This window comes from Mesorhizobium sp. WSM4887, assembly GCF_029625865.1.
Taxonomy (GTDB): Bacteria; Pseudomonadota; Alphaproteobacteria; order Rhizobiales; family Rhizobiaceae; genus Mesorhizobium.
The window spans coordinates 367,702-386,505 of record NZ_JARTVP010000003.1 but is presented as its reverse complement, the minus strand read 5'-3'; the positions used below and the strand labels follow the sequence as shown (position 1 = coordinate 386,505).

General features: G+C 64.3%; 19 protein-coding genes and 1 tRNA gene. 11 read left to right on the top strand and 9 right to left on the bottom strand.

Going from position 1 to position 18,804, the window contains the following annotated elements; genetic code table 11:
• Positions 1 to 2: 2 nt before the first annotated feature.
• Complete coding sequence (locus P9230_RS15490; RefSeq protein WP_278119790.1) at positions 3 to 320, bottom strand: hypothetical protein; 318 nt, start codon at positions 318 to 320, stop codon at positions 3 to 5.
• A 3-nt stretch (positions 321 to 323) separates the two neighbouring features.
• On the opposite strand from P9230_RS15490, the gene P9230_RS15485 reads away from it, so the two are divergent.
• Positions 324 to 488 carry a hypothetical protein gene (locus tag P9230_RS15485; protein WP_278119788.1) on the top strand — a complete coding sequence of 55 codons (165 nt, stop codon included), beginning with the start codon at positions 324 to 326 and terminating at the stop codon, positions 486 to 488.
• Positions 489 to 502: 14 nt separating this feature from the next.
• On the opposite strand, the gene P9230_RS15480 is transcribed toward P9230_RS15485, so the two are convergent.
• The 4 genes from P9230_RS15480 to P9230_RS15465 form a co-directional block, all read right to left on the bottom strand.
• Positions 503 to 925: a (deoxy)nucleoside triphosphate pyrophosphohydrolase gene (locus P9230_RS15480; protein WP_278119786.1), complete on the bottom strand. Its 423-nt coding sequence runs from the start codon at positions 923 to 925 to the stop codon at positions 503 to 505.
• The gene (locus tag P9230_RS15475; protein WP_176477585.1) at positions 922 to 1,701 is read right to left on the bottom strand and encodes a GNAT family N-acetyltransferase; all 780 of its coding nucleotides are present in this window, start codon (positions 1,699 to 1,701) and stop codon (positions 922 to 924) included. The genes P9230_RS15480 and P9230_RS15475 overlap by 4 nt, the downstream gene beginning before the upstream one ends.
• Positions 1,701 to 2,942: a bifunctional glutamate N-acetyltransferase/amino-acid acetyltransferase ArgJ gene (gene argJ / locus P9230_RS15470; RefSeq protein ID WP_067319074.1), complete on the bottom strand. Its 1,242-nt coding sequence runs from the start codon at positions 2,940 to 2,942 to the stop codon at positions 1,701 to 1,703. The genes P9230_RS15475 and argJ overlap by 1 nt, the downstream gene beginning before the upstream one ends.
• Before the next feature lie 177 nt (positions 2,943 to 3,119).
• Positions 3,120 to 4,037, bottom strand: coding sequence for a peptidylprolyl isomerase (locus P9230_RS15465; RefSeq protein WP_095823957.1), 918 nt, complete (start codon positions 4,035 to 4,037; stop codon positions 3,120 to 3,122).
• Positions 4,038 to 4,300: 263 nt separating this feature from the next.
• Here P9230_RS15465 and secA point away from each other — a divergent pair, with 263 nt between their 5' ends.
• The 7 genes from secA to P9230_RS15430 all read left to right on the top strand — a co-directional run bounded on the left by secA (position 4,301) and on the right by P9230_RS15430 (position 14,212).
• Entirely contained in the window at positions 4,301 to 7,033 is a 2,733-nt protein-coding gene (secA, locus tag P9230_RS15460) for a preprotein translocase subunit SecA (protein WP_278119784.1), read from the top strand.
• A 122-nt stretch (positions 7,034 to 7,155) separates the two neighbouring features.
• Positions 7,156 to 8,559, top strand: a complete 1,404-nt coding sequence (locus tag P9230_RS15455; protein WP_278119782.1) for a lipopolysaccharide biosynthesis protein — start codon at positions 7,156 to 7,158, stop codon at positions 8,557 to 8,559.
• Complete coding sequence (locus P9230_RS15450; protein ID WP_127241532.1) at positions 8,559 to 9,839, top strand: GNAT family N-acetyltransferase; 1,281 nt, start codon at positions 8,559 to 8,561, stop codon at positions 9,837 to 9,839. The genes P9230_RS15455 and P9230_RS15450 overlap by 1 nt, the downstream gene beginning before the upstream one ends.
• A gap of 70 nt (positions 9,840 to 9,909) precedes the next feature.
• Entirely contained in the window at positions 9,910 to 11,064 is a 1,155-nt protein-coding gene (locus P9230_RS15445) for a YncE family protein (protein WP_127217166.1), read from the top strand.
• Positions 11,065 to 11,237: 173 nt separating this feature from the next.
• Positions 11,238 to 11,558: a metalloregulator ArsR/SmtB family transcription factor gene (locus P9230_RS15440; RefSeq protein WP_066990141.1), complete on the top strand. Its 321-nt coding sequence runs from the start codon at positions 11,238 to 11,240 to the stop codon at positions 11,556 to 11,558.
• Positions 11,559 to 11,609: 51 nt separating this feature from the next.
• On the top strand, positions 11,610 to 12,998 hold the full coding sequence (locus P9230_RS15435; protein ID WP_278120032.1) for an NAD(P)-binding protein: 1,389 nt from the start codon (positions 11,610 to 11,612) through the stop codon (positions 12,996 to 12,998).
• A gap of 14 nt (positions 12,999 to 13,012) precedes the next feature.
• A complete protein-coding gene (locus P9230_RS15430; protein ID WP_127247257.1) occupies positions 13,013 to 14,212 on the top strand; it encodes an MFS transporter in 1,200 nt (399 codons plus the stop codon).
• A gap of 97 nt (positions 14,213 to 14,309) precedes the next feature.
• Here P9230_RS15430 and P9230_RS15425 read toward each other — a convergent pair.
• A tRNA-Leu gene (locus tag P9230_RS15425) sits at positions 14,310 to 14,394 on the bottom strand.
• A 263-nt stretch (positions 14,395 to 14,657) separates the two neighbouring features.
• Between P9230_RS15425 and P9230_RS15420 the strand changes: the two genes are divergently transcribed.
• Positions 14,658 to 15,248 carry a YqaA family protein gene (locus tag P9230_RS15420; RefSeq protein ID WP_095831101.1) on the top strand — a complete coding sequence of 197 codons (591 nt, stop codon included), beginning with the start codon at positions 14,658 to 14,660 and terminating at the stop codon, positions 15,246 to 15,248.
• A 124-nt stretch (positions 15,249 to 15,372) separates the two neighbouring features.
• Entirely contained in the window at positions 15,373 to 15,891 is a 519-nt protein-coding gene (locus P9230_RS15415) for a disulfide bond formation protein B (protein ID WP_278119777.1), read from the top strand.
• 218 nt (positions 15,892 to 16,109) lie between these two features.
• Here the strand turns inward: P9230_RS15415 and P9230_RS15410 are convergent, their stop codons facing one another.
• Both P9230_RS15410 and P9230_RS15405 read right to left on the bottom strand, forming a co-directional pair.
• Positions 16,110 to 16,667 (bottom strand): HNH endonuclease, encoded by a 558-nt coding sequence (locus tag P9230_RS15410; protein WP_066990153.1) that lies wholly within the window; start codon positions 16,665 to 16,667, stop codon positions 16,110 to 16,112.
• Positions 16,668 to 16,777: 110 nt separating this feature from the next.
• Entirely contained in the window at positions 16,778 to 17,437 is a 660-nt protein-coding gene (locus P9230_RS15405; RefSeq protein WP_095779366.1) for a DNA-3-methyladenine glycosylase, read from the bottom strand.
• A 92-nt stretch (positions 17,438 to 17,529) separates the two neighbouring features.
• On the opposite strand from P9230_RS15405, the gene gluQRS reads away from it, so the two are divergent.
• The gene (gluQRS, locus tag P9230_RS15400) at positions 17,530 to 18,405 is read left to right on the top strand and encodes a tRNA glutamyl-Q(34) synthetase GluQRS (RefSeq protein ID WP_278120029.1); all 876 of its coding nucleotides are present in this window, start codon (positions 17,530 to 17,532) and stop codon (positions 18,403 to 18,405) included.
• Here the strand turns inward: gluQRS and P9230_RS15395 are convergent, their stop codons facing one another.
• Entirely contained in the window at positions 18,406 to 18,693 is a 288-nt protein-coding gene (locus P9230_RS15395) for a hypothetical protein (RefSeq protein ID WP_066990158.1), read from the bottom strand.
• Positions 18,694 to 18,804: the final 111 nt, after the last annotated feature.

Sequence of the window (18,804 nt, the reverse complement as noted above, 5' to 3'; positions counted from 1 at the left end):
AATTAGCACTCGCCGTAGCGGCTGCCATCGTTGCGGATTACGCAAACGGAACTTGGCAGCGGCTGCAGCACGCTTCGCCGCAGGGTGTAGGTATCGCGGCGACCGATCGAACCGGTGCTGCTTAGGTCGAGTCCGCCGGTCAAGCTCTCGCGCGCGCCCTGCGGACGCAGCTGGCTGTCCAGGAAAGGCGGCGCGATCAGAGCCAGCGCCACCGCGGCCGACCCGAAAAGCAGGGTGATCCGCAAGATACCCATGCCGGCATCGGCGGCGCGGAAAGTGCGGTCGGGCCGGATCGAGTCCCATTCTCTGTCGAGGCTCATGGATTGGCTCCGATCAAAATCGGCATGCCGCCGCGCGAACGATTTGCCTCAATTTTCCATGTCGAGATAAATCTTCCATTAACGCTGCCTAAAGCAGACGGAGCAAACGGCAGCTTGGAGCAATTCCGGCCGGAGGTCGCCAAATCAGCATTTTGGTGGAAACGCTGAAGCGGCTGTGACGATCACAAGAGATCGATGAGGAACTGGATCAGCGGCGCGTCCGCCGGCGGCATCGGGTAGTCGCGCATCTGGCGCGGCCTGACCCATTTCAGCCCCTGCCCTTCCCTCGGCTGCGCGATGCCGCGGAAGCGCCGGCAGATGTAGAGCGGCATCAGCAGGTGGAAATGGTCATAGCTGTGGCTGGCGAAGGTGAGCGGCGCAAGGCAGGGGATCTCGGTCTCGATGCCGAGCTCCTCATGCAGCTCGCGCACCAGGCATTCCTCGGGCGTCTCGCCTGGCTCGACCTTGCCGCCCGGAAACTCCCAAAGGCCGGCGAGTTGCTTGCCCTCGGGACGCTGCGCCAGAAGCACGCGTCGGTCGGTGTCCACCAGCGCGCAGGCCGCGACAAGAAGCAGGCGCTTTCCGGCTGGCGTGATCTCGCTCATGCGTCCGGCCGCCGGCGATAATGGTAGCGATAGACTTCCTCGAAGCCGAGCGACCGGTAGAGCGACAGCGCCGCAACATTGCCGGCTTCTACCTGCAGCCAGGCTTCGCGCGCGCCGCGCAGCCTGGCCCATTTCAGCGCCGACAGGATGAGGTTGCGGCCATGGCCCTTTTTGCGCGCGGATTTTTCGGTGGCGACCTCGAACAGGCCGGCGAGATCGCCGTCGTGGACGCAGATCAGCGTTGCCAGCGGCTCATTGCCGTCCTCGAGCGCAAACAGCCCCGCCTCAGGCTGGATGGCGCCGATGACTTCCGAGAGGCCGGCTCGCAGCGAGGCGTCCGAGCCGTTCGTCCTGATCGCGGCGCCGATGAAGCGGCTGATGTCTTTCAGCGGAATCTGGTCCATCGCGGCGTCGAGTTGCGCCTCCTTGAGCGGCAGACGCATCACCACCGATTCGTCGAACCGGCTCCAGCCTGCATCGTCGAGATGCGTCGACAGCACCTGCCCCGAAAGCGGCGACATACGAAAGGTCAGCGGCCGGCCGTAAGCCTCGAAGCGACGGCTGGCGCGCACGATGCGTTCGGCAATGGCATGCGTGTCGCCGGGATCGAGCGGATTGACCGAATTCAGGCGCTTCGCCGGATGGCCCGCCGTCAGCCGCACCAACCATGTCCCGTCATAATGAACGGCCGCCGCCGGCCAGGCGCGAAAGCCCGCCGCCTCGTAGCGGCGCACGATCGCGAGCACGCTTGCCGGATGCGTCGACACCGGTGCCATCAGCTCCGGTAGTCGCCATTGATGGCGACATATTCCTTGGTGAGGTCGCAGGTCCACACCGTCGCCTTGCCGCGGCCGATGCCAAGGTCGGCGCGGATGCGGATGTCGTCGCGCTTCATATAGGCCGAGGTCGCTTCTTCCGAGTAAGCCGGATCGCGCTCGCCCTCATGCGCCAGCCGGTTGTCGCCGAACCAGATCGACAGCCGGTCGCGGTCGGCAGGCTCGCCGGCCTTGCCGACGGCCATGACGACGCGGCCCCAATTGGCGTCCTCGCCGGCGACCGCCGTCTTGACCAGCGGCGAGTTGGCGATCGAAAGCGCGACGCGCTTGGCCGAGCGCGCGGATTTGGCGCCGGTGACGGTGACCTCGACCTGCTTGCGCGCGCCTTCGCCGTCGCGCACCACCTGCAGCGCCAGCGACTTCAGCACCTTGCCGAGTGCGCGGCGGAAGGCGCCGAGCCGCGCATCTTTCGGGTCGCTGATCTTGGGCGCGCCACGCGAACCAGCCTTGCCGGTGGCGAAGAAGAGCAGCGTGTCGCTGGTCGAGGTATCGCTGTCGACAGTGACCGCGTTGAAGGTCTTTGCCGTGCCGCGCGACAACAGATCCTGCAGCACCGGGGCTGCGATCGGCGCGTCGGTGGCGATGAAGGAGAGCATCGTGGCCATATCGGGCGCGATCATGCCGGCGCCCTTTGCGATGCCGTTTATGGTGACATCGGCGTCGCCGAGCTTCACCGTCTGGGACGCCACCTTCGGATAGGTGTCCGTGGTCATGATGGCCTTTGCCGCCTCGGTCCACAGGTCCGGCTTGCCGTCCTTCACCAGGCCGGCGAGCAGATGGCTGAATTTGTTGGTGTCGAGCGGCTCGCCGATAACGCCGGTCGAGGCCAGAAACACTTCGCTCTCGGAGCATCCGGCGGCCTTCGCCGCCGCCTCGCCGGTCAAAGCCGTCGAAGCGCGGCCCTTCTTGCCGGTGAAGGCGTTGGCATTGCCGGAATTCACCACCAGCACACGCGCCTTGCCGGCGGACAGGTTCTGGCGGCAGTAGTCGACCGGCGCCGAGGGGCATTTCGACTTGGTGAAGACACCGGCGACCGCCGTTCCGGGATCGAAGACCATGGCAAGCAGATCGGTGCGATTGCGATATTTGATCCCGGCCTCGGCGGTAGCGATGCGCACGCCCTCGATGACCGGCATCTTGGGATATTTCTTCGGTGCGAGCGGCGAAATCGTTGCGGACATGTGACCCCGGAGCGGCAGAACGCAAATAGGAGGCCGGTTTGCCCGATAGCGCGCGCTGGCGCAAGAGCGTTCTGGCCGCGCTTGATGGGCTCTCTCGGGGTGCGCGGCATAGCGCGCGCCTGAAATGCGAAAGGGCGCCCGAAGGCGCCCTTAGCAGCATCTTTCAGGCTGGCCGGCTTACTTGCCGCTCTCCAGCGTGTCGACCGCCGACTTCAGCTTCGCGTCCGGGATCTCGATCTTGGCGGCGCCGCGCAATTCCTTGACCATGGCGAAATACTTGTCGCGGATGACGGCCTGCTTGGCCTGGTCCTTGACGTCGTCGAAGGCCGGCGGCTGCTTGGCGCGCTTGTCCTCGACCTTGATGACATGCCAGCCGAACTGCGACTGCACCGGCTCCTTGCTGTACTTGCCGACATCAAGCGCAAACGCGGCCTTGTCGAACTCCGGCACCATCTGCCCGGGACCGAACCAGCCGAGGTCGCCGCCATTCGACTTGCCGCTCGGGTCGCTCGTGTGCTCGTTGGCGAGCTTCTGGAAATCGGCGCCGCCGTCGAGCTGCTTGATGATCGCCTCGGCTTCTTCCTTCGTCTTCACGAGGATGTGACGGGCGTGAATCTCATTGACCGGCGGCGTGTTGGCAATTTCCTGGTCGTAGCGGGCGCGGATATCTGCATCCGTCACCTTGTCGACGACTTCCTTCTCGACGACCTCGCCGTGCAGGGCGCGCTGCTGCAGGAAGGCCATCCGACGCAGGAAATCGGCATCCTTGTCGAGGCCGCTGTCGACCGCTTTCTTGGCCATGACGCGGATTTCAATGGCCGCCGAAAGAGCAGCGGCGCGGCGCTGTTCCGGCGGCAGCTGCGCGAACTGCTGCGACAGCTCGCCTTCGGCCAGCGCGAGATCGGCCTCGGTCAGCTTCTCGCCGTTGATGGTGGCGACCACGGCGTTGGGATCCACGGGAGCGGCTGCGGGAGCCGCCGCGCCCGGCTGGGCGGGCTTGGTTTCCTGCGCCATCAGCGGCGACAGCGAAAGAGCCGAGAGCCCGAAGGCCAAGCCAAGGCTGGCGAGCGACGCGCGGCGGAACGACAGGGACATCAAGATAACTCCAATGGGGATTGCCGATAAGGATCGCTTGAACGGGAAGGTTCCAGATCAGTCCGATTGTGGCGGAATTTGGCGCTGCCCATAGGGCTAACGCGGCGTTGACATCAGTTGAGCCCCCTCTTATCTGTCCAACGACTTGGCGTCCAGAACCGTTTTCCGGGCGCTTTTTGCGTTTGTCCGCATTCACGCGGATTTGATGGGCCCGCCAGGCGCCTGTCGCAAACGGCTAAAATTGCTATCGAAAGGACCATTGGATGGTCAGTCTCGGCGCTCTCGCGCGTAAGGTTTTCGGCTCTTCCAACGACCGCCGAGTCAAGGCGACAAGGCCCCGGGTCGAGGCCATCAATGGGTTGGAAAACGAGATGCGGGCGCTCTCCGATGCCGAGCTTGCCGGCCGCACCGAGAAATTCCGCCAGGACTTCGCCAATGGCGCCTCGCTCGACGACCTGCTGATACCGGCCTTCGCAACAGTGCGAGAGGCGGCCCGCCGCGTTCTCGGCATGCGTCCCTTCGATGTCCAATTGATCGGCGGCATGGTGCTGCACAATGGCGGCATCGCCGAGATGCGCACCGGTGAGGGCAAGACGCTGGTCGCCACCTTGCCGGTCTATCTCAACGCGCTCGCCGGCAAGGGCGTCCATGTCGTCACGGTCAACGACTATCTTGCCAAGCGCGACGCCGAATGGATGGGCCGCGTCTACAAGTTCCTCGGCCTCACCGTCGGCATCATCGTACACGGCCTCTCCGACGACGAGCGCCGCGAGGCCTACGCCGCCGACGTTACCTACGCCACCAACAACGAGCTCGGCTTCGACTATCTGCGCGACAACATGAAGTATGAGCGCTCGCAGATGGTCCAGCGCGGCCATGCCTACGCCATCGTCGACGAAGTCGACTCGATCCTTGTCGACGAGGCGCGCACGCCGCTGATCATTTCCGGTCCGCTCGAGGACCGCTCGGAAATGTACAACACCATCGACGCCTTCATGCTGAAGCTCGGCCCGGCCGACTACGAGGTCGATGAAAAACAGAAAACCACGATCTTCACCGAGGACGGCACCGAGAAGCTGGAAAACATGCTGCGCGATGCCGGCCTGTTGAAGGGCGAGTCGCTCTACGACGTCGAGAACGTCGCGATCGTCCACCACGTCAACAATGCGCTGAAGGCGCACCTGCTGTTCCAGAAGGACAGGGACTACATCGTGCGCAACGGCGAGATCGTCATCATCGACGAGTTCACCGGCCGCATGATGCCCGGCCGCCGCTATTCGGAAGGCCTGCACCAGGCCCTCGAGGCCAAGGAGCATGTGCAGATTCAGCCGGAGAACCAGACGCTGGCCTCCGTCACCTTCCAGAACTATTTCCGCCTTTACAAGAAGCTCGCCGGCATGACCGGCACGGCGCTGACCGAGGCGGAGGAATTCGCCAACATCTACAATCTCGAAGTCACCGAGATCCCGACCAACCTGCCGGTCGCCCGCAGGGACGAGGACGACGAGGTCTACCGGACGGTGGAAGAGAAGTACAAGGCCATCGTCAAGGAGATCCGCGACGCCCGAGAGCGCGGCCAGCCGATCCTGGTCGGCACCACCTCGATCGAGAAATCCGAGCAGCTGGCCGAGCGCCTGCGCAAGGAAGGCGTCAAGAATTTCGAGGTGCTCAACGCCCGCCACCACGAGCGCGAGGCGGCTATCGTCGCCCAGGCCGGCAAGCCCGGCGCCATCACCATCGCCACGAACATGGCTGGACGCGGTACCGACATCCAGCTCGGCGGCAATGCCGAGATGCGCATTGCCGAAGAACTGGCGGATATGCCCGCCGGCCCGGAGCGCGAGGCGCGCGAACAGCAGATCCGCGATGACGTCGCGCAGCTGAAGGAAAAGGCGCTGGCCGCCGGCGGACTCTACGTCTTGGCCACCGAGCGCCATGAATCGCGCCGCATCGACAACCAGCTGCGCGGACGTTCCGGCCGCCAGGGCGATCCTGGCCGTTCGAAATTCTTCCTGTCGCTGCAGGACGATCTGATGCGCATCTTCGGCTCCGAGCGCATGGACGGCATGCTGCAGAAGCTCGGCCTCAAGGAAGACGAGGCCATCATCCACCCGTGGATCAACAAGGCGCTGGAGAAGGCGCAGAAGAAGGTCGAGGCGCGCAACTTCGACATTCGCAAGAACCTGCTGAAATACGATGACGTCTCCAACGACCAGCGCAAGGTGGTTTTCGAGCAGCGCATCGAGCTGATGGATGGCGAAGGCCTGTCGGAGACGGTGGCCGAAATGCGCGAGGGCGTCATCGAGGAAATCGTCGCCAAGAACATCCCGGAAAACGCCTATGCCGAGCAGTGGAACGTCGCCGGCCTGAAGGAGGAAGTGGCGCAGTACCTCAATCTCGACCTGCCGATTGACGACTGGGTCAAGGAGGAGGGCATCGCCGAGGACGACATCCGCGAGCGCATCTCGGCCGCCGCCGAGGCAGCCGCCAAGGAACGCGCCGAGCGCTTCGGCCCCGACGTCATGAGCTATGTCGAGCGTTCGGTCGTGCTGCAGACGCTCGACCATCTGTGGCGCGAGCACATCGTCAACCTCGACCATCTGCGTTCGGTCGTGGGCTTCCGCGGCTATGCCCAGCGCGATCCGTTGCAGGAATACAAGGGCGAGGCCTTCGAGCTGTTCCAGGGCATGCTCGGCAATCTGCGCCAGGCCGTGACCGCGCAGCTGATGCGCGTCGAGCTGGTCCGCCAGGCGGCTGAAGCGCCGCCGCCGTCGGCGCCGGATATGTTCGGCAGCCATATCGACGGCACAACAGGTGAGGACGACTTCCAGGGCGGCGAGACGGCGTTGTTGGTCCGCCAGGAATCCCATGCCATGGTGGCACCCGAAAATCGCGATCCGAAGAATCCCGCGACTTGGGGCAAGGTCGGCCGCAACGAGGCCTGCCCCTGCGGCTCCGGCAAGAAATACAAGCACTGCCACGGCGCCTTCGCCTGATCCCCTTCACTTCTTCTTCCCGGATATGACGGGGAGAAGGAAGCCCTCCACCCAACCGTTTCTTAATGTGTTTCGCATACACCGAAACCTTGGAAACAGGCGGGAAACGGAGAGTATTCGGGGTGCGCTTTTCCGCGGCGACGACTGCCGGGCGGTTCTTGCCGCAGCGCTGGGCGCTACGCATGGGGCCGCTGCTTGGCCGCATCGACGCCGTGCTGTTCAGCGCCGACGAACGCGGCGAAGCCGGCCGCATGTCGCTGATCGCATTCACCATCCGCATCGTCAGCGCGGTCATCGCCTTCGTCAGCCAGGTGCTGATGGCACGCTGGATGGGCTCGTTCGAATACGGCATCTTCGTGCTGGTCTGGGTGACGATGGTCATCGTCGGCAACCTCGCCTGCCTCGGCTTCCACACCTCGGTCATCCGTTTCATTCCCGAATATCGCGAGCGCGGCATGCTCGCCGAGCTGCGCGGCATCGTGCTGGCGAGCCGGCTGTTCGTGCTGGTCGCCTCGACGGTGATCGCGGGGCTGGGCGCGCTCGGCGTCTGGCTCGCCTCGCCCTGGATCGAGAACTACTACGTCATTCCCTTCATCCTCGGTGTCATCTGCCTGCCGATGATCGCGATGGGCGACCTCCTGCAGGGACTGGCGCGGGCGAACTCATGGGCGCTGTTCGCGCTGTCGCCGACCTATCTGGTGCGGCCGGTGCTGATCCTGGTGTTCATGGCGCTTATGCTCGCCATGCACTACGTGCCGGATGCCAAGACCGCGATCTTCGCCTCGATCGCCGCCACCTATGCCACGACGCTCGGCCAGCTGATGGGCGTCACCTCGCGCATGGACAAGCAGATCCCGGCCGGGCCGATGACCGTGCATTTCGGCCGGTGGTTCCTGGTCTCGCTGCCGATCTTCCTGGTCGAGAGTTTTTTCTTCCTGCTCACCAATGCCGACGTGCTGATGGTCGGCGCCTATCTCGAGCCCAATGACGTCGCCGTCTATTTCGCCACCGTGAAAACGCTGGCTCTGGTGCATTTCGTCTATTTCGCCGTCAAGGCGGGCGTCGCCCAGCGCTATGCGCAATTCACCCATGGCGAGCCGGAAAGGCTCGCCGCCTTCGCCCGAGAGACCGTCTCCTGGACCTTCTGGCCCTCGCTCGCGATGGCGCTGCTGGTGCTGGCGCTCGGCGAGCCGATGCTGGTGCTGTTCGGCCCTGAATTCACCGCCGGCTATCCGCTGCTTTTCCTGCTGGTGTTCGGCGTCGTCGCGCGCGGCGCCGTCGGCCCCTGCGAAAGCCTGCTCACCATGAGCGGCAACCAGAACATCTGCGCCGCCGTCTATGCCATGACGCTCGCGCTGAATATCGCTCTCAATGTGGTTCTGATCCCGCTCTTCGGCCTCTGGGGCGCGGCGATCGCCACCAGCCTCGCCATGGTCTTCGAGGCCGGCGCGCTGTCCTTCACCGTCTGGCGCAAGCTCGGCATCGTCATGGCGATTTTCGTGCCCGCAAACAAGGAAGTCGCCTGATGGCCGCCATTCCGCTGCTTGAAGAGACCAGCGGCGGGCCCGCCGGCGCCATGGTGTCGGGCCTTGCCGGCCTCGTCAGGGAGGCCGATCCCGCCCATATCGAGCTGTTCGCCAACAACCGGCCGGAGCGCAAGCTCGCGATCTATCCCGCCTCGGCCGGCTTCGACCTGGTCGAGGAGCTCGACTATCTTAGCGCACGCACGATCGAGCCCAACGTCTTCTTCAACCCGCGCTTCCTGGCGCCGGCCATGCCGAGGCTCGAGGACCGCGAAGTGCGGCTGGCGGTGATCCGCGACGGCGACGAGTTCCGCAACCGGCTGCGCCTCCTTGTGCCGTTCTCGGTCGAGCGCCCCGCAATTCCGCTCGGCGTCCCGGTCATGCGCACATGGTCGAGCCCGTTCGGCCCGCTCGGCACGCCGCTGGTCGATCGTGACGATCCGGTCGGCGTCATCGAGGATTTCTTCTCGATGCTGTCCAGGCCGCATCTCAAATTGCCGAAGGTCTTCGTGCTGCCCGACATCAAGCTGGACGGCCCGGTGGCGAGCCTGCTCACCTCCTTTGCCGACAGCCGCGGCCTGACCCTGGTCGTCACCGGCAAGGCCGAGCGCCCGGTGCTGGAAAGCGATGCCGACGGCGACGACTACCTCAAGGCCTCGCTGCGCGCGCATCACTATCGCGAATTCCGCCGGCTGAAGCGGCGCCTCGCCGGCCTTGGCAAGCTGGACCATGTGGTGGCGCGCGGACCGGACGAGATCCGCCACGCCATCGAAAGCTTCCTGACACTGGAGGCGGCCGGCTGGAAGGGCCGCGAGCGCACGGCCATGGCGATCGACCGCTACCGCGCCGCCTTCGCCCGCGAGGCGGTGCACAGGCTCGCCGAGCACGACATGTGCCGCATCCACACACTGACGCTCGACGGCCGCACGATCGCTTCTCTCGTCGTCTTCGTCGAAGCGGGCGTCGCCTACACCTGGAAGACGGCCTATGACGAGACGCTCTCGGCCTATTCGCCGGGCACACTGCTGATGATCGAGGTGACCAAGCAGCATCTCGATGATCCTAATGTCGCCATGACCGATTCCTGCGCGGTGCCCGACCATCCGGTGATGAGTCGCCTGTGGACGGAGCGCAAGCCGATGGGCACGCTGGTGGTCGGCCTGACGCCCGATGCCGACCGGCCGGCCCGCCAGGCGGCCTCGCAGCTCCATCTCTACCGCGAGACCCGCAACATGGCGCGGCTCCTGCGCAATCGCATGCGGAGCCTCTTGAAAAGGCGCTAGCTGAAAGGCCGCACACCGGCTATGGCATCCGGCGGCCGGATCCGGCCTGCCTCTTCACAAAGCAATCCAGATGTTCGAAACCTTCCTGCGCTTCGCCCGCCTCTGTGCGCCGCTTGTCCTGCTCGCCATGCTCCCGGCGCGAGCCTTCGCCGAGTCCTGCCCCGAGGATTGCTCCGAGCCTGCGCCCGTCGACATCTACAGCCACACCACCGCCGGCCATATGGCTCCAGCCGCGGCAGCTGCGTTGCCGCGCGTCTATGTGCCCAACCGTTCCTCGAACAGCGTTTCCGTCATCGACCCGGCGACGCTGAAGGAGGTCGACAGGTTTGCGGTCGGCAGCAAGCCGCAGCACGTCGTTCCTTCCTGGGACCTGAAGACGCTTTGGGTGGCCAATAACGGCACCGGCAAGAACGGCAGCCTGACGCCGATCGACCCGACGACCGGAAAGCCCGGCAAGCAGGTGCCGGTCTACGACCCTTACAACATGTATTTCATGCCGGACGGCAGCGCCGCCATCATCGTCGACGAGGCCCTGAGGCGGCTCGATCTGCGCGATCGGCGGACCATGGCGCTGCAAGCCGTCATCCCGACGCCGGCCTGCCCCGGCATCAACCATGCCGATTTCGCGGCCGACAATTCCTATGCGATCTTCACTTGCGAGTATGGCGACGGCGGACTGGCCAAGATCGACCTGAAGAACCGCAAGGTGCTCGGCCATCTCGACCTGTCGAAGATGGGCATGCCGCAGGACATAAGGCTCTCGCCCGACGGCAAGGTCTTCTACGTCGCCGATATGATGAATGACGGCGTCTTTCTGATCGAAGGCGACAGCTTCAAGGAGATCGGCTTCATTCCGACGGGCATTGGCGCGCATGGCTTCGTCGTCAGCCGCGACGGCAAGCGCCTCTATGTCTCGAACCGCGGCTCGCACAAAATGGAACAGGGCCGCGCCGACGGGCCTGGCAGCGTGACGGTGATCGACTTCGCGACCCGCTCGGTCGTCGCCCAATGGCCGATCCCCGGCGGCGGCAGCCCCGACATGGGCAATGTCAGCGCCGACGGCAAGCAGCTCTGGCTCTCCGGCCGCTTCGACAGCGAGGTCTATATGATCGACACGACGTCGGGCGCCGTGATGAAGATCCGCGTCGGCGTCGAGCCGCACGGCCTGACAGTGTGGCCGCAGCCGGGGCGCTACTCCCTGGGGCATACGGGGAATATGCGGTAGGGTGTCGGTGACCTGCAAATGCTGACGACCTCAATCTCAATGGAGCCTTGTCACCATGTCCGCTGACCTCCGCGACGGCTCGCTGCCGATGCACTTGGAATTCATCAGACCTTATTTCGATCATTTTCGAAATAGGAGTTGACCGGCGGCGGCGGAGGGTGCAGTCTATTTCCATGAAACTCGAACAAGCCGCAAAACAGCTCGAAGCCATCGGCAACCCGACACGGCTCAAGCTCTATCGCACACTGGTCAGAGCCGGCGAAGCTGGCCGGCCGGTGGGGTACTTGCAGGACACCCTTGGCATCGCGGCCTCGACGCTGTCCCATCACCTGCATCGCCTCATTCTGACCGGCCTCGTGACGCAGGAGCGTCAGGCGACGACCCTCATCTGCCGGGCCAACTATCCTATCATGCGCGACTTGATCGGCTTCCTGGCTGACGAGTGCTGTGCTGACGCAGCTTGCGGCGCGACGGAGAGCGACGCGGCGGCATAGCCTCTTTTTTGCATCATATTTCGATGATCCCGGAAGGATGGAAAAATGTCGATGAATGACCCTGACGCCCTCCCTGTCGCCGTCATCGGAGCCGGCCCGGTCGGCTTGGCGGCTGCCGTCCAGCTCATCCAAAGGGGGCTCCCGGTGAAGGTCTATGAGGCCGGCGTTGGCATCGGCACAAATCTCAAGGACTGGGGCCATGTCCGGGTGTTCACGCCTTGGCGCTATTGTGTTGATCAGGCGTCCCGAAAGCGTCTTGAGGAGAGCGGCTGGACGATGCCCAAGCCCGAGGCGTTCCCCACCGCTGATGAACTGATTGCCCGCTACCTCGAGCCGCTAGCAAGGCTCCCTGAACTCTCCTCGTCCATCGAAACCAGTGCACGCGTGATTGCTGTTTCGCGCTGGGGCGCAGACAAGGTCTTGAGCAAAGATCGAAAGGCGCGACCGTTCATGCTGGTGGTCGAAACCAGGGAAGGCATCAGGCGCGACAGTGCACGAGCCGTCATTGACGCCTCAGGCACGTGGCAGACGCCAAATCCACTTGGGGCCGGTGGTGTCCCGGCGGAGGACGAAGCGGAGTTCGCAGACAAGATTGCCTATGGCATTCCCGACATTCTCGGCCGCGACCGCACCCTTTATGCCGGCCGCGCCACGCTTGTTGTCGGTTCGGGTCATTCGGCCGCCAATGCCCTGCTCGATCTCGATAGGCTGGCTGCGGTTGAGCCGGGAACCACTTTTGTCTGGGCGACACGCGGGACCGATCTGGTTCGCATTTACAGCGGCGGAGACTTGGATCAACTGCCTGCCCGTGGCGAGCTTGGTTCTGACGTTCGCGAACTTGCGGAGAGCGGGCGCACAAAGCTCGTCACTGGGTTCGCAACGCTGGCCATCCGCAGCTCAAACGGCCGCCTGGCAGTCGAAGGTCAAACGAAGGATGGCCTACAAACTCTCGGGCCTTTCGACTGCATCATCGCGGCGACCGGCCAGCGGCCCGATCTGTCCCTTACGCGCGAGCTTAGGCTTGATCTCGACCCATGGCTTGAGGGCGTAAAGGCGCTGGGGCCTCTCATCGACCCCAACGAGCACTCCTGCGGCGACGTCCCCCCGCACGGTCATCGCGAACTGAGCCACCCCGAGCCCGACTTCTACACTGTCGGCATCAAGAGCTACGGCCGCGCCCCGACCTTCTTGCTGCTGACCGGGTATGAACAGGTGCGGTCGGTCGCGGCAGCCCTCGCTGGCGACATGGCGGCCGCGGATGCGGTGCAACTGGTGCTACCCGAAACCGGCGTCTGCACGGTTCCCCAGTCGACCATACGCGCGACCGCTGGCGGATGCTGTGGTGGTCCCGCTTCTTCCGAGGCTGACGCCTGTTGTGTCGCCGATGCTGAAGCGAAGGCCGCTGGCAAGGGTGGCTGCGGGTGCGGGGTGGCAGCCTAATCGCATCACGCCCGATGGAACGCAGTCGCCGAACGATCATCACCGTCCTCGGCCTGACCCAAATCATGGCCTGGGGGTCCACCTATTACCTGCCGGCGGTGATTGCACCAAAGGTCGCCGCCGACACCGGCTGGCCGCTGCCTTGGGTCGTGGGTGGATTGTCGCTTGGCCTGCTCGTCGCCGGACTGATCTCACCTCGCGTCGGCTCGTCCATTGAGCGCCACGGCGGCCGGAACGTTCTTGCGTTCAGCGCCGGCTGCATCGGCATCGGCCAGATCGGACTCGCTGCCTCGCCGAACCTTGCCGCCTACATCGCAGCGTGGCTCGTTGTTGGCCTTGGAATGGGGGCGGGCTTGTACGATGCCGCTTTCGCGACCCTCGGCCGGCTCTACGGACATAGCGCGCGCTCGGCCATCACAACCCTTTCGCTGTTCGGCGGCTTCGCCAGCACGTTCTGTTGGCCGATCTCGGCCTTCCTGATGGGCGAGACGGGCTGGCGCGGCACATGCCTCGTCTATGCTTCGGTGCAGTTGTTCTTCGCCCTGCCCCTCTATCTCGGAATGTTGCCGCGTCGGGTGCCGCTGCCGAGCGTCACAGATCGGCCGGGAAAGGAGCAGGTGGGCACCCCAGTTCAGCCGGCCGCAGTGCCGATCATGGTCGTCCTGGCTGCCACGCTGACCTTGGCGGCGGTCATTTCGTCGACGGTGTCAGTTCATCTCCTCACCATCTTGCAGGCCAGCGGCATGGCGCTCGCCGCTGCCGTTGGGCTCGGGGCACTGGTCGGCCCCGCTCAGGTGTCGGCGCGTGCCGTCGAGATGATCATCGCCCGCTACCATCATCCCATCTGGACCAAGTTCGCGTCGGTGAGCTTCGTCGCCATTGGCATTGGTGCGCTCTGCGTCGGGGTTCCGGTGGTACCTGTGGCGCTGGCGTTCTACGGTGCAGGCATCGGCCTCGAAACGATAGCGCGAGGCACGCTGCCGCTCGCTCTGTTCGGTCCGTCGGGATATGCGAGACTGATGGGGCGACTTGCCATGCCCAGCTTGATCGCTCAAGCAGCAGCGCCGTCTGTCGGAGCGCTATTGTTGGAGCATGTGGGCGCTCACGGCACTCTAGCAGCTCTCGCTGGCTTGGCGCTGCTGAACGTCGGACTGGCGTGTAGCCTTGGCTGGCTGATCTTCCGTCGTCGAACCTTAGAGGTACAGGCGCAGTGATGCTTTGTAACCGGCCGGTAGCCCTGTGAAGTGGTTGGCCAGCCTATGAAGCTCCGTCACTTCGGCAACTGCCTGGTTGAAGATCAAAGAGACCAATTGGTGCCCCTAGCCGGGATCGAACCAGCACTCCTTGCGGAACTCGATTTTGAGTCGAGCGCGTCTACCAATTCCGCCATAGGGGCTCAGGCCGGGCAGCCTGGATGGGCGCGGACTATACGGGCGGACAGGCTTTCGTCAACTGGCCTGTTGCCGATTTGCAGGCGCTCTGCACCCGGCCATGCCTTTCAGTCTCGTGAAGGTGCCGCCATTGTGCGGCGCGGAAAATCTTTCTAGACAGGGGATGCGTTGAAGCGCCTCGGATCCCAAAGGGTGGATGCGGCGCTTTGGGACCTTGTCTTCCTGCCACCCGGTGTCCAAAACCACTGCGCGCTTTTCAGGAGAGCCGATGCTTCGCGGACTTTACGACTGGACCATGTCCCTGGCGGCAAGGAAATCGGCCGAATGGTGGCTGGCCTTCATCGCCTTCGTCGAAAGCTCCGTCTTTCTGGTGCCGGCCGACGTGCTCTATCTGCCCATGGCGCTGTCCAAGCCGGAGCGCGCCTATCGCTACGCGCTGGTGGCAACGGTGGCCTCGGTGCTCGGCGGCGTCGCCGGCTGGTTCATCGGCCACTACGCCTACGAGGCAGTCGCCAAGCCGATTCTGGAATTCTACGGCAAGTATGACGAGTTCGAGCAGCTGCGCACCTCATCCGGCGTCGGCTTCATCGTCCTGATGCTGATCACCTCGGGCGCGGCGCATTTGCCGCCGATCAAGGTCGTGACGATCCTGTCGGGCGTCATCGGCGTCAACCTCCTGCTGTTCATCGTGCTGGCGATCGTTGCGCGCGGCGCCCGTTTTCTGCTGCTTGCCTGGCTGCTGCGCCGCTACGGCGAGTCGATCAGAGAGTTCATCGAGAAACGGCTGGGCATGATCGTCAGCGCCGGCGCCGCTGCCCTTATTTTGCTCTATATCGCGGTCAGATACGCCCACGGATAATGCATGTCGCCCAAAAGTGCGCAGCGGTTTTGGAGAACGACATGCATCGAAACAAGACTCAAGCGCGGCGCCTGAATTCATTTCTGCGCGGCGCTTTAGGCGCCAAGCGAACGGATGACGACCGATGACAGCGACCATGACCGCCGACACTGGACGCCAGCGGACGCGTGCCGCGCTGTTCCTGGCCGTCGCCATGGCAGCGACGGTCGGCTCGGCGCTCGCCTTCCAGTATATCGGCGGCTACATCCCCTGCCATCTCTGCCTGGAGCAGCGCACGCCCTATTACATCGGCGCGCCGCTGATGCTGGTCGCGGCCGTTGCCTCGATGCTGCGCGCACCGGCCTGGCTGACGCGCGGCCTGCTGGGGATCGGCGGCCTGTTGATGCTCTATGGCTTCTATCTCGGCGTCTACCATTCCGGCGTCGAATGGGCCTGGTGGCCTGGCCCCGCCGACTGCACGGCCGGCGCCGTTCCGGTCGACACCGGCGGCAAGGGCGTGCTCGATGCGCTGGACAAGTTCGTGCCGCCCTCCTGCGACAAGGCCGCGCTTCGCATCCTCGGCCTGTCGCTCGCCGGCTGGAATGCCATCGCCAGCCTCATCCTGGCCGCCGTCGCCTTACGCTGCGCGCTCGCGCGCGACTGAGCTGCCACGAAAGCGCCAACGCGAGATCGTTCAAAGAATTCGGCACGCTGAGTCGAATGAAGTGAGCGTCGAGAACCGGAGCGGAGCGGACTCCCGCATGTGCCGGAAAAGTGGTTTCGGTTTTCCGAAAGGACATGCGGCAGCTACAAAAAGCACGTGAGCACCGGAAGCGCAGACGCTTGCTTCAGGCAGCCAGCCTCCCGAATTATCGAACGATCTCAAGGCTCCAATTCGACATCCCAGTAGAGATAATCCATCCAGCTTTCATGCAGATGGTTGGGCGGGAACAGGCGGCCGTTATTGTGCAGATCGTGCACGGTCGGCTGATAGGGTTTTTGCAGCGGCCACATCTTGGCCTGCGCCGGCATCATGCCGCCTTTCCTGAGATTGCAGGGCGAGCAGGCGGCCACGACGTTCTCCCAGGTCGTCGCCCCGCCGCGATGGCGCGGGATGACATGGTCGAAGGTGAGATCGTCGGTCGTGCCGCAATACTGGCACTGGAAGCGGTCGCGCAGAAAGACGTTGAAGCGGGTGAAGGCGGGATGCCGCGACGGCCTCACATAGGCCTTCAGACTGACCACGCTCGGCAGCTTCATCGAGAAGGTCGGCGAGGAGACGGCGTGTTCGTATTCGGCGACGATATTGACCCGGTCGAGGAAGACAGCCTTGATGGCGTCCTGCCACGACCAGAGCGACAGGGGGTAATAGCTGAGCGGACGGTAATCCGCATTCAGCACCAGCGCGGGAAGCCCATCCGGAGATACGGCAACCGTCACGTAGTTGGCCTCCTTCGTTCCAAACCGAACGCCACGGATACTGTAAGCCCGACATGACAGGGATGTGAAGCGGATTGTCGTTCGGGGAAACGTTCAAAAACGCATGATTTTCATGCTTTTTCGGCCATCTCGACAGGTGGCGCCGCGTCCCTGCCCTTCAATTCCCGATAGTAGGCCCAGAAAAGCCGCGACGCGACCCCTCGCCACGGGCTCCATGATTCGGCCAGTCGAATCAGAGTTTTCTCCGGCGGACGAGGGTCGATGCCCAGGGCATGGCCGACCGCCGTCTGCAGCGCGACGTCGCGCGCGGGAAACACATCGGGGTGGCCGGCGGCGAACAGCAGGTAGCACTCCGCCGTCCACGGTCCGATGCCCGGCACCGCCGTCATCGCCGCGATCGCCTCGTCGGCGTCGAGCGAGCAGAGATGGTGGAGGTCAAGCCCGCCGGCCACGGCTCGCGCGATGGCGATCAGCCCGCGCTGCTTCGGCCGCGACAGGCCGGCCTCGCGAAAAATATCCTCGCCGGCGCAAAGGATGCCTTCCGGCGTCAGCGGATCGACCAGCCTGATCAGCCGGCCGAAGATGGCATCGGCGCTAGCGCGGGACACCTGCTGCGAGACGATGATCGACGCGAGGCTGCCGAATCCGGGCTCGGAGAGCCTCAGCGGCACCTCGCCGGCCATGCCGCGTACCTTCTCCAGCCGTGGATCGAGCAGGCAGAGCGCGTCGAGTCCTGCCGCAATGTCGTCGAGCGAGGCGATGCGTTGCACGTTTGCTTGTTCCCAGGGCGCTCATGAAGTGGCAATTGATGGCTAACTATCAACCGGCGGAAGCGCCTTTCAACCCGAATGCCGTCCGAGACATGACGCTCCTGACATTCCGCTTCGCGCCGAGCCCCAATGGCGAGCTGCATCTCGGCCACGCCTATTCGGCGCTGCTGAACCGGCAAATGGCGGCGCGGGCGGGAGGACGGCTGTTGCTGCGCATCGAGGACATCGACATCACCCGCTGCACCCCGGAATTCGAGGCCGGCATATTCCGCGACCTGGAATGGCTGGGGTTCGAATGGGAAGAGCCCGTGCGGCGCCAGTCCGAACATTTTTCCGAATACAGGGCCGTGCTCGACCGGCTGATAGCCGAGGAACTCGTCTATCCCGCCTTCATGAGCCGCGGCGAGATCCGCGCCTTCATTGCCGAGACCGAGAAACGCGGCCGCGACTGGCCGCGCGACCCCGACGGCGTGCCGCGTTATCCGCCGCTCGACAAGGCACTTCCGACTAAGGAGCGCAGGCGGCGCATCGCCGAGAACAAGCCTTTTGCCTGGCGCCTCGACATCGAGGCAGCCATGGCGCGCGTGCCGGGCGCCTTGTCATGGGTCGAGTTCACTGACGAGACTATGGCCGCGACGCACACGGTCGACGCAACGCCGCAGGCCTGGGGCGACGTCATCGTGGCGCGCCGCGATATCCCGACCAGCTACCATCTCGCGGTCGTCGTCGACGACGCGCTGCAGGGCGTCAGCCATGTCGTGCGTGGTCAGGACCTTTACGCGGCGACCAGCGTGCAGCGCTTGTTGCAGGACCTGCTCGGCCGCCCCGCGCCGCGCTACCTCCACCATCGGCTGATCCTCGGCTCGGACGGGCGGAAGCTGTCGAAGAGTTTCAAGGACACCGGCCTTGCCGCACTCAGGCAGGCAGGCGTGTCGCCGCAGGATGTCGTGCGGCTGATTGGGCTTTGACTACAAACGAGCCAGGCCGGCCTTGATCAGCGCCATCACGCTGATGAAGACGAAGGCGCCGCTCAATCCCCATGCCACAGCTAGCTTGATATCCCGGAAGGTGATGCCGTGCTCGTTGGCGATCATCACCGCGACGAAGAAGCCTAGCGTGAAGAGCAGCGTGTTGCCGGTCGAGCCGAAGCCGTCGTCCTTCATGATGGCATCGAGCGCGGTGCCGAAGAAGAATCCGAAAACCGCGACGGTGGCGACCGCGAACAGCAGCCATGTCGTCCCGAGATGCAAAAGCATGCCTGCTCATGGCGTGCCTTAACGCCATGCCCCTCTTGGCACCGTTTGTTGAATTCGGATGAGCTTATGGATCAACCGTTTCGTTTTGCTTGCCGAATTGATCGGCATTAG

What these genes read in the sequence shown, in the direction of transcription:
- P9230_RS15490 (WP_278119790.1), bottom strand. Translation starts at nt 320, where the DNA reads ATGAGCCTCGACAGAGAATGGGACTCGATCCGGCCCGACCGCACTTTC.
- P9230_RS15480 (WP_278119786.1), bottom strand. Translation starts at nt 925, where the DNA reads ATGAGCGAGATCACGCCAGCCGGAAAGCGCCTGCTTCTTGTCGCGGCC.
- P9230_RS15475 (WP_176477585.1), bottom strand. Translation starts at nt 1,701, where the DNA reads ATGGCACCGGTGTCGACGCATCCGGCAAGCGTGCTCGCGATCGTGCGC.
- argJ (WP_067319074.1), bottom strand. Translation starts at nt 2,942, where the DNA reads ATGTCCGCAACGATTTCGCCGCTCGCACCGAAGAAATATCCCAAGATG.
- P9230_RS15465 (WP_095823957.1), bottom strand. Translation starts at nt 4,037, where the DNA reads ATGTCCCTGTCGTTCCGCCGCGCGTCGCTCGCCAGCCTTGGCTTGGCC.
- secA (WP_278119784.1), top strand. Translation starts at nt 4,301, where the DNA reads ATGGTCAGTCTCGGCGCTCTCGCGCGTAAGGTTTTCGGCTCTTCCAAC.
- P9230_RS15450 (WP_127241532.1), top strand. Translation starts at nt 8,559, where the DNA reads ATGGCCGCCATTCCGCTGCTTGAAGAGACCAGCGGCGGGCCCGCCGGC.
- P9230_RS15445 (WP_127217166.1), top strand. Translation starts at nt 9,910, where the DNA reads ATGTTCGAAACCTTCCTGCGCTTCGCCCGCCTCTGTGCGCCGCTTGTC.
- P9230_RS15440 (WP_066990141.1), top strand. Translation starts at nt 11,238, where the DNA reads ATGAAACTCGAACAAGCCGCAAAACAGCTCGAAGCCATCGGCAACCCG.
- P9230_RS15435 (WP_278120032.1), top strand. Translation starts at nt 11,610, where the DNA reads ATGAATGACCCTGACGCCCTCCCTGTCGCCGTCATCGGAGCCGGCCCG.
- P9230_RS15430 (WP_127247257.1), top strand. Translation starts at nt 13,013, where the DNA reads ATGGAACGCAGTCGCCGAACGATCATCACCGTCCTCGGCCTGACCCAA.
- P9230_RS15420 (WP_095831101.1), top strand. Translation starts at nt 14,658, where the DNA reads ATGCTTCGCGGACTTTACGACTGGACCATGTCCCTGGCGGCAAGGAAA.
- P9230_RS15415 (WP_278119777.1), top strand. Translation starts at nt 15,373, where the DNA reads ATGACAGCGACCATGACCGCCGACACTGGACGCCAGCGGACGCGTGCC.
- gluQRS (WP_278120029.1), top strand. Translation starts at nt 17,530, where the DNA reads ATGACGCTCCTGACATTCCGCTTCGCGCCGAGCCCCAATGGCGAGCTG.
- P9230_RS15395 (WP_066990158.1), bottom strand. Translation starts at nt 18,693, where the DNA reads ATGCTTTTGCATCTCGGGACGACATGGCTGCTGTTCGCGGTCGCCACC.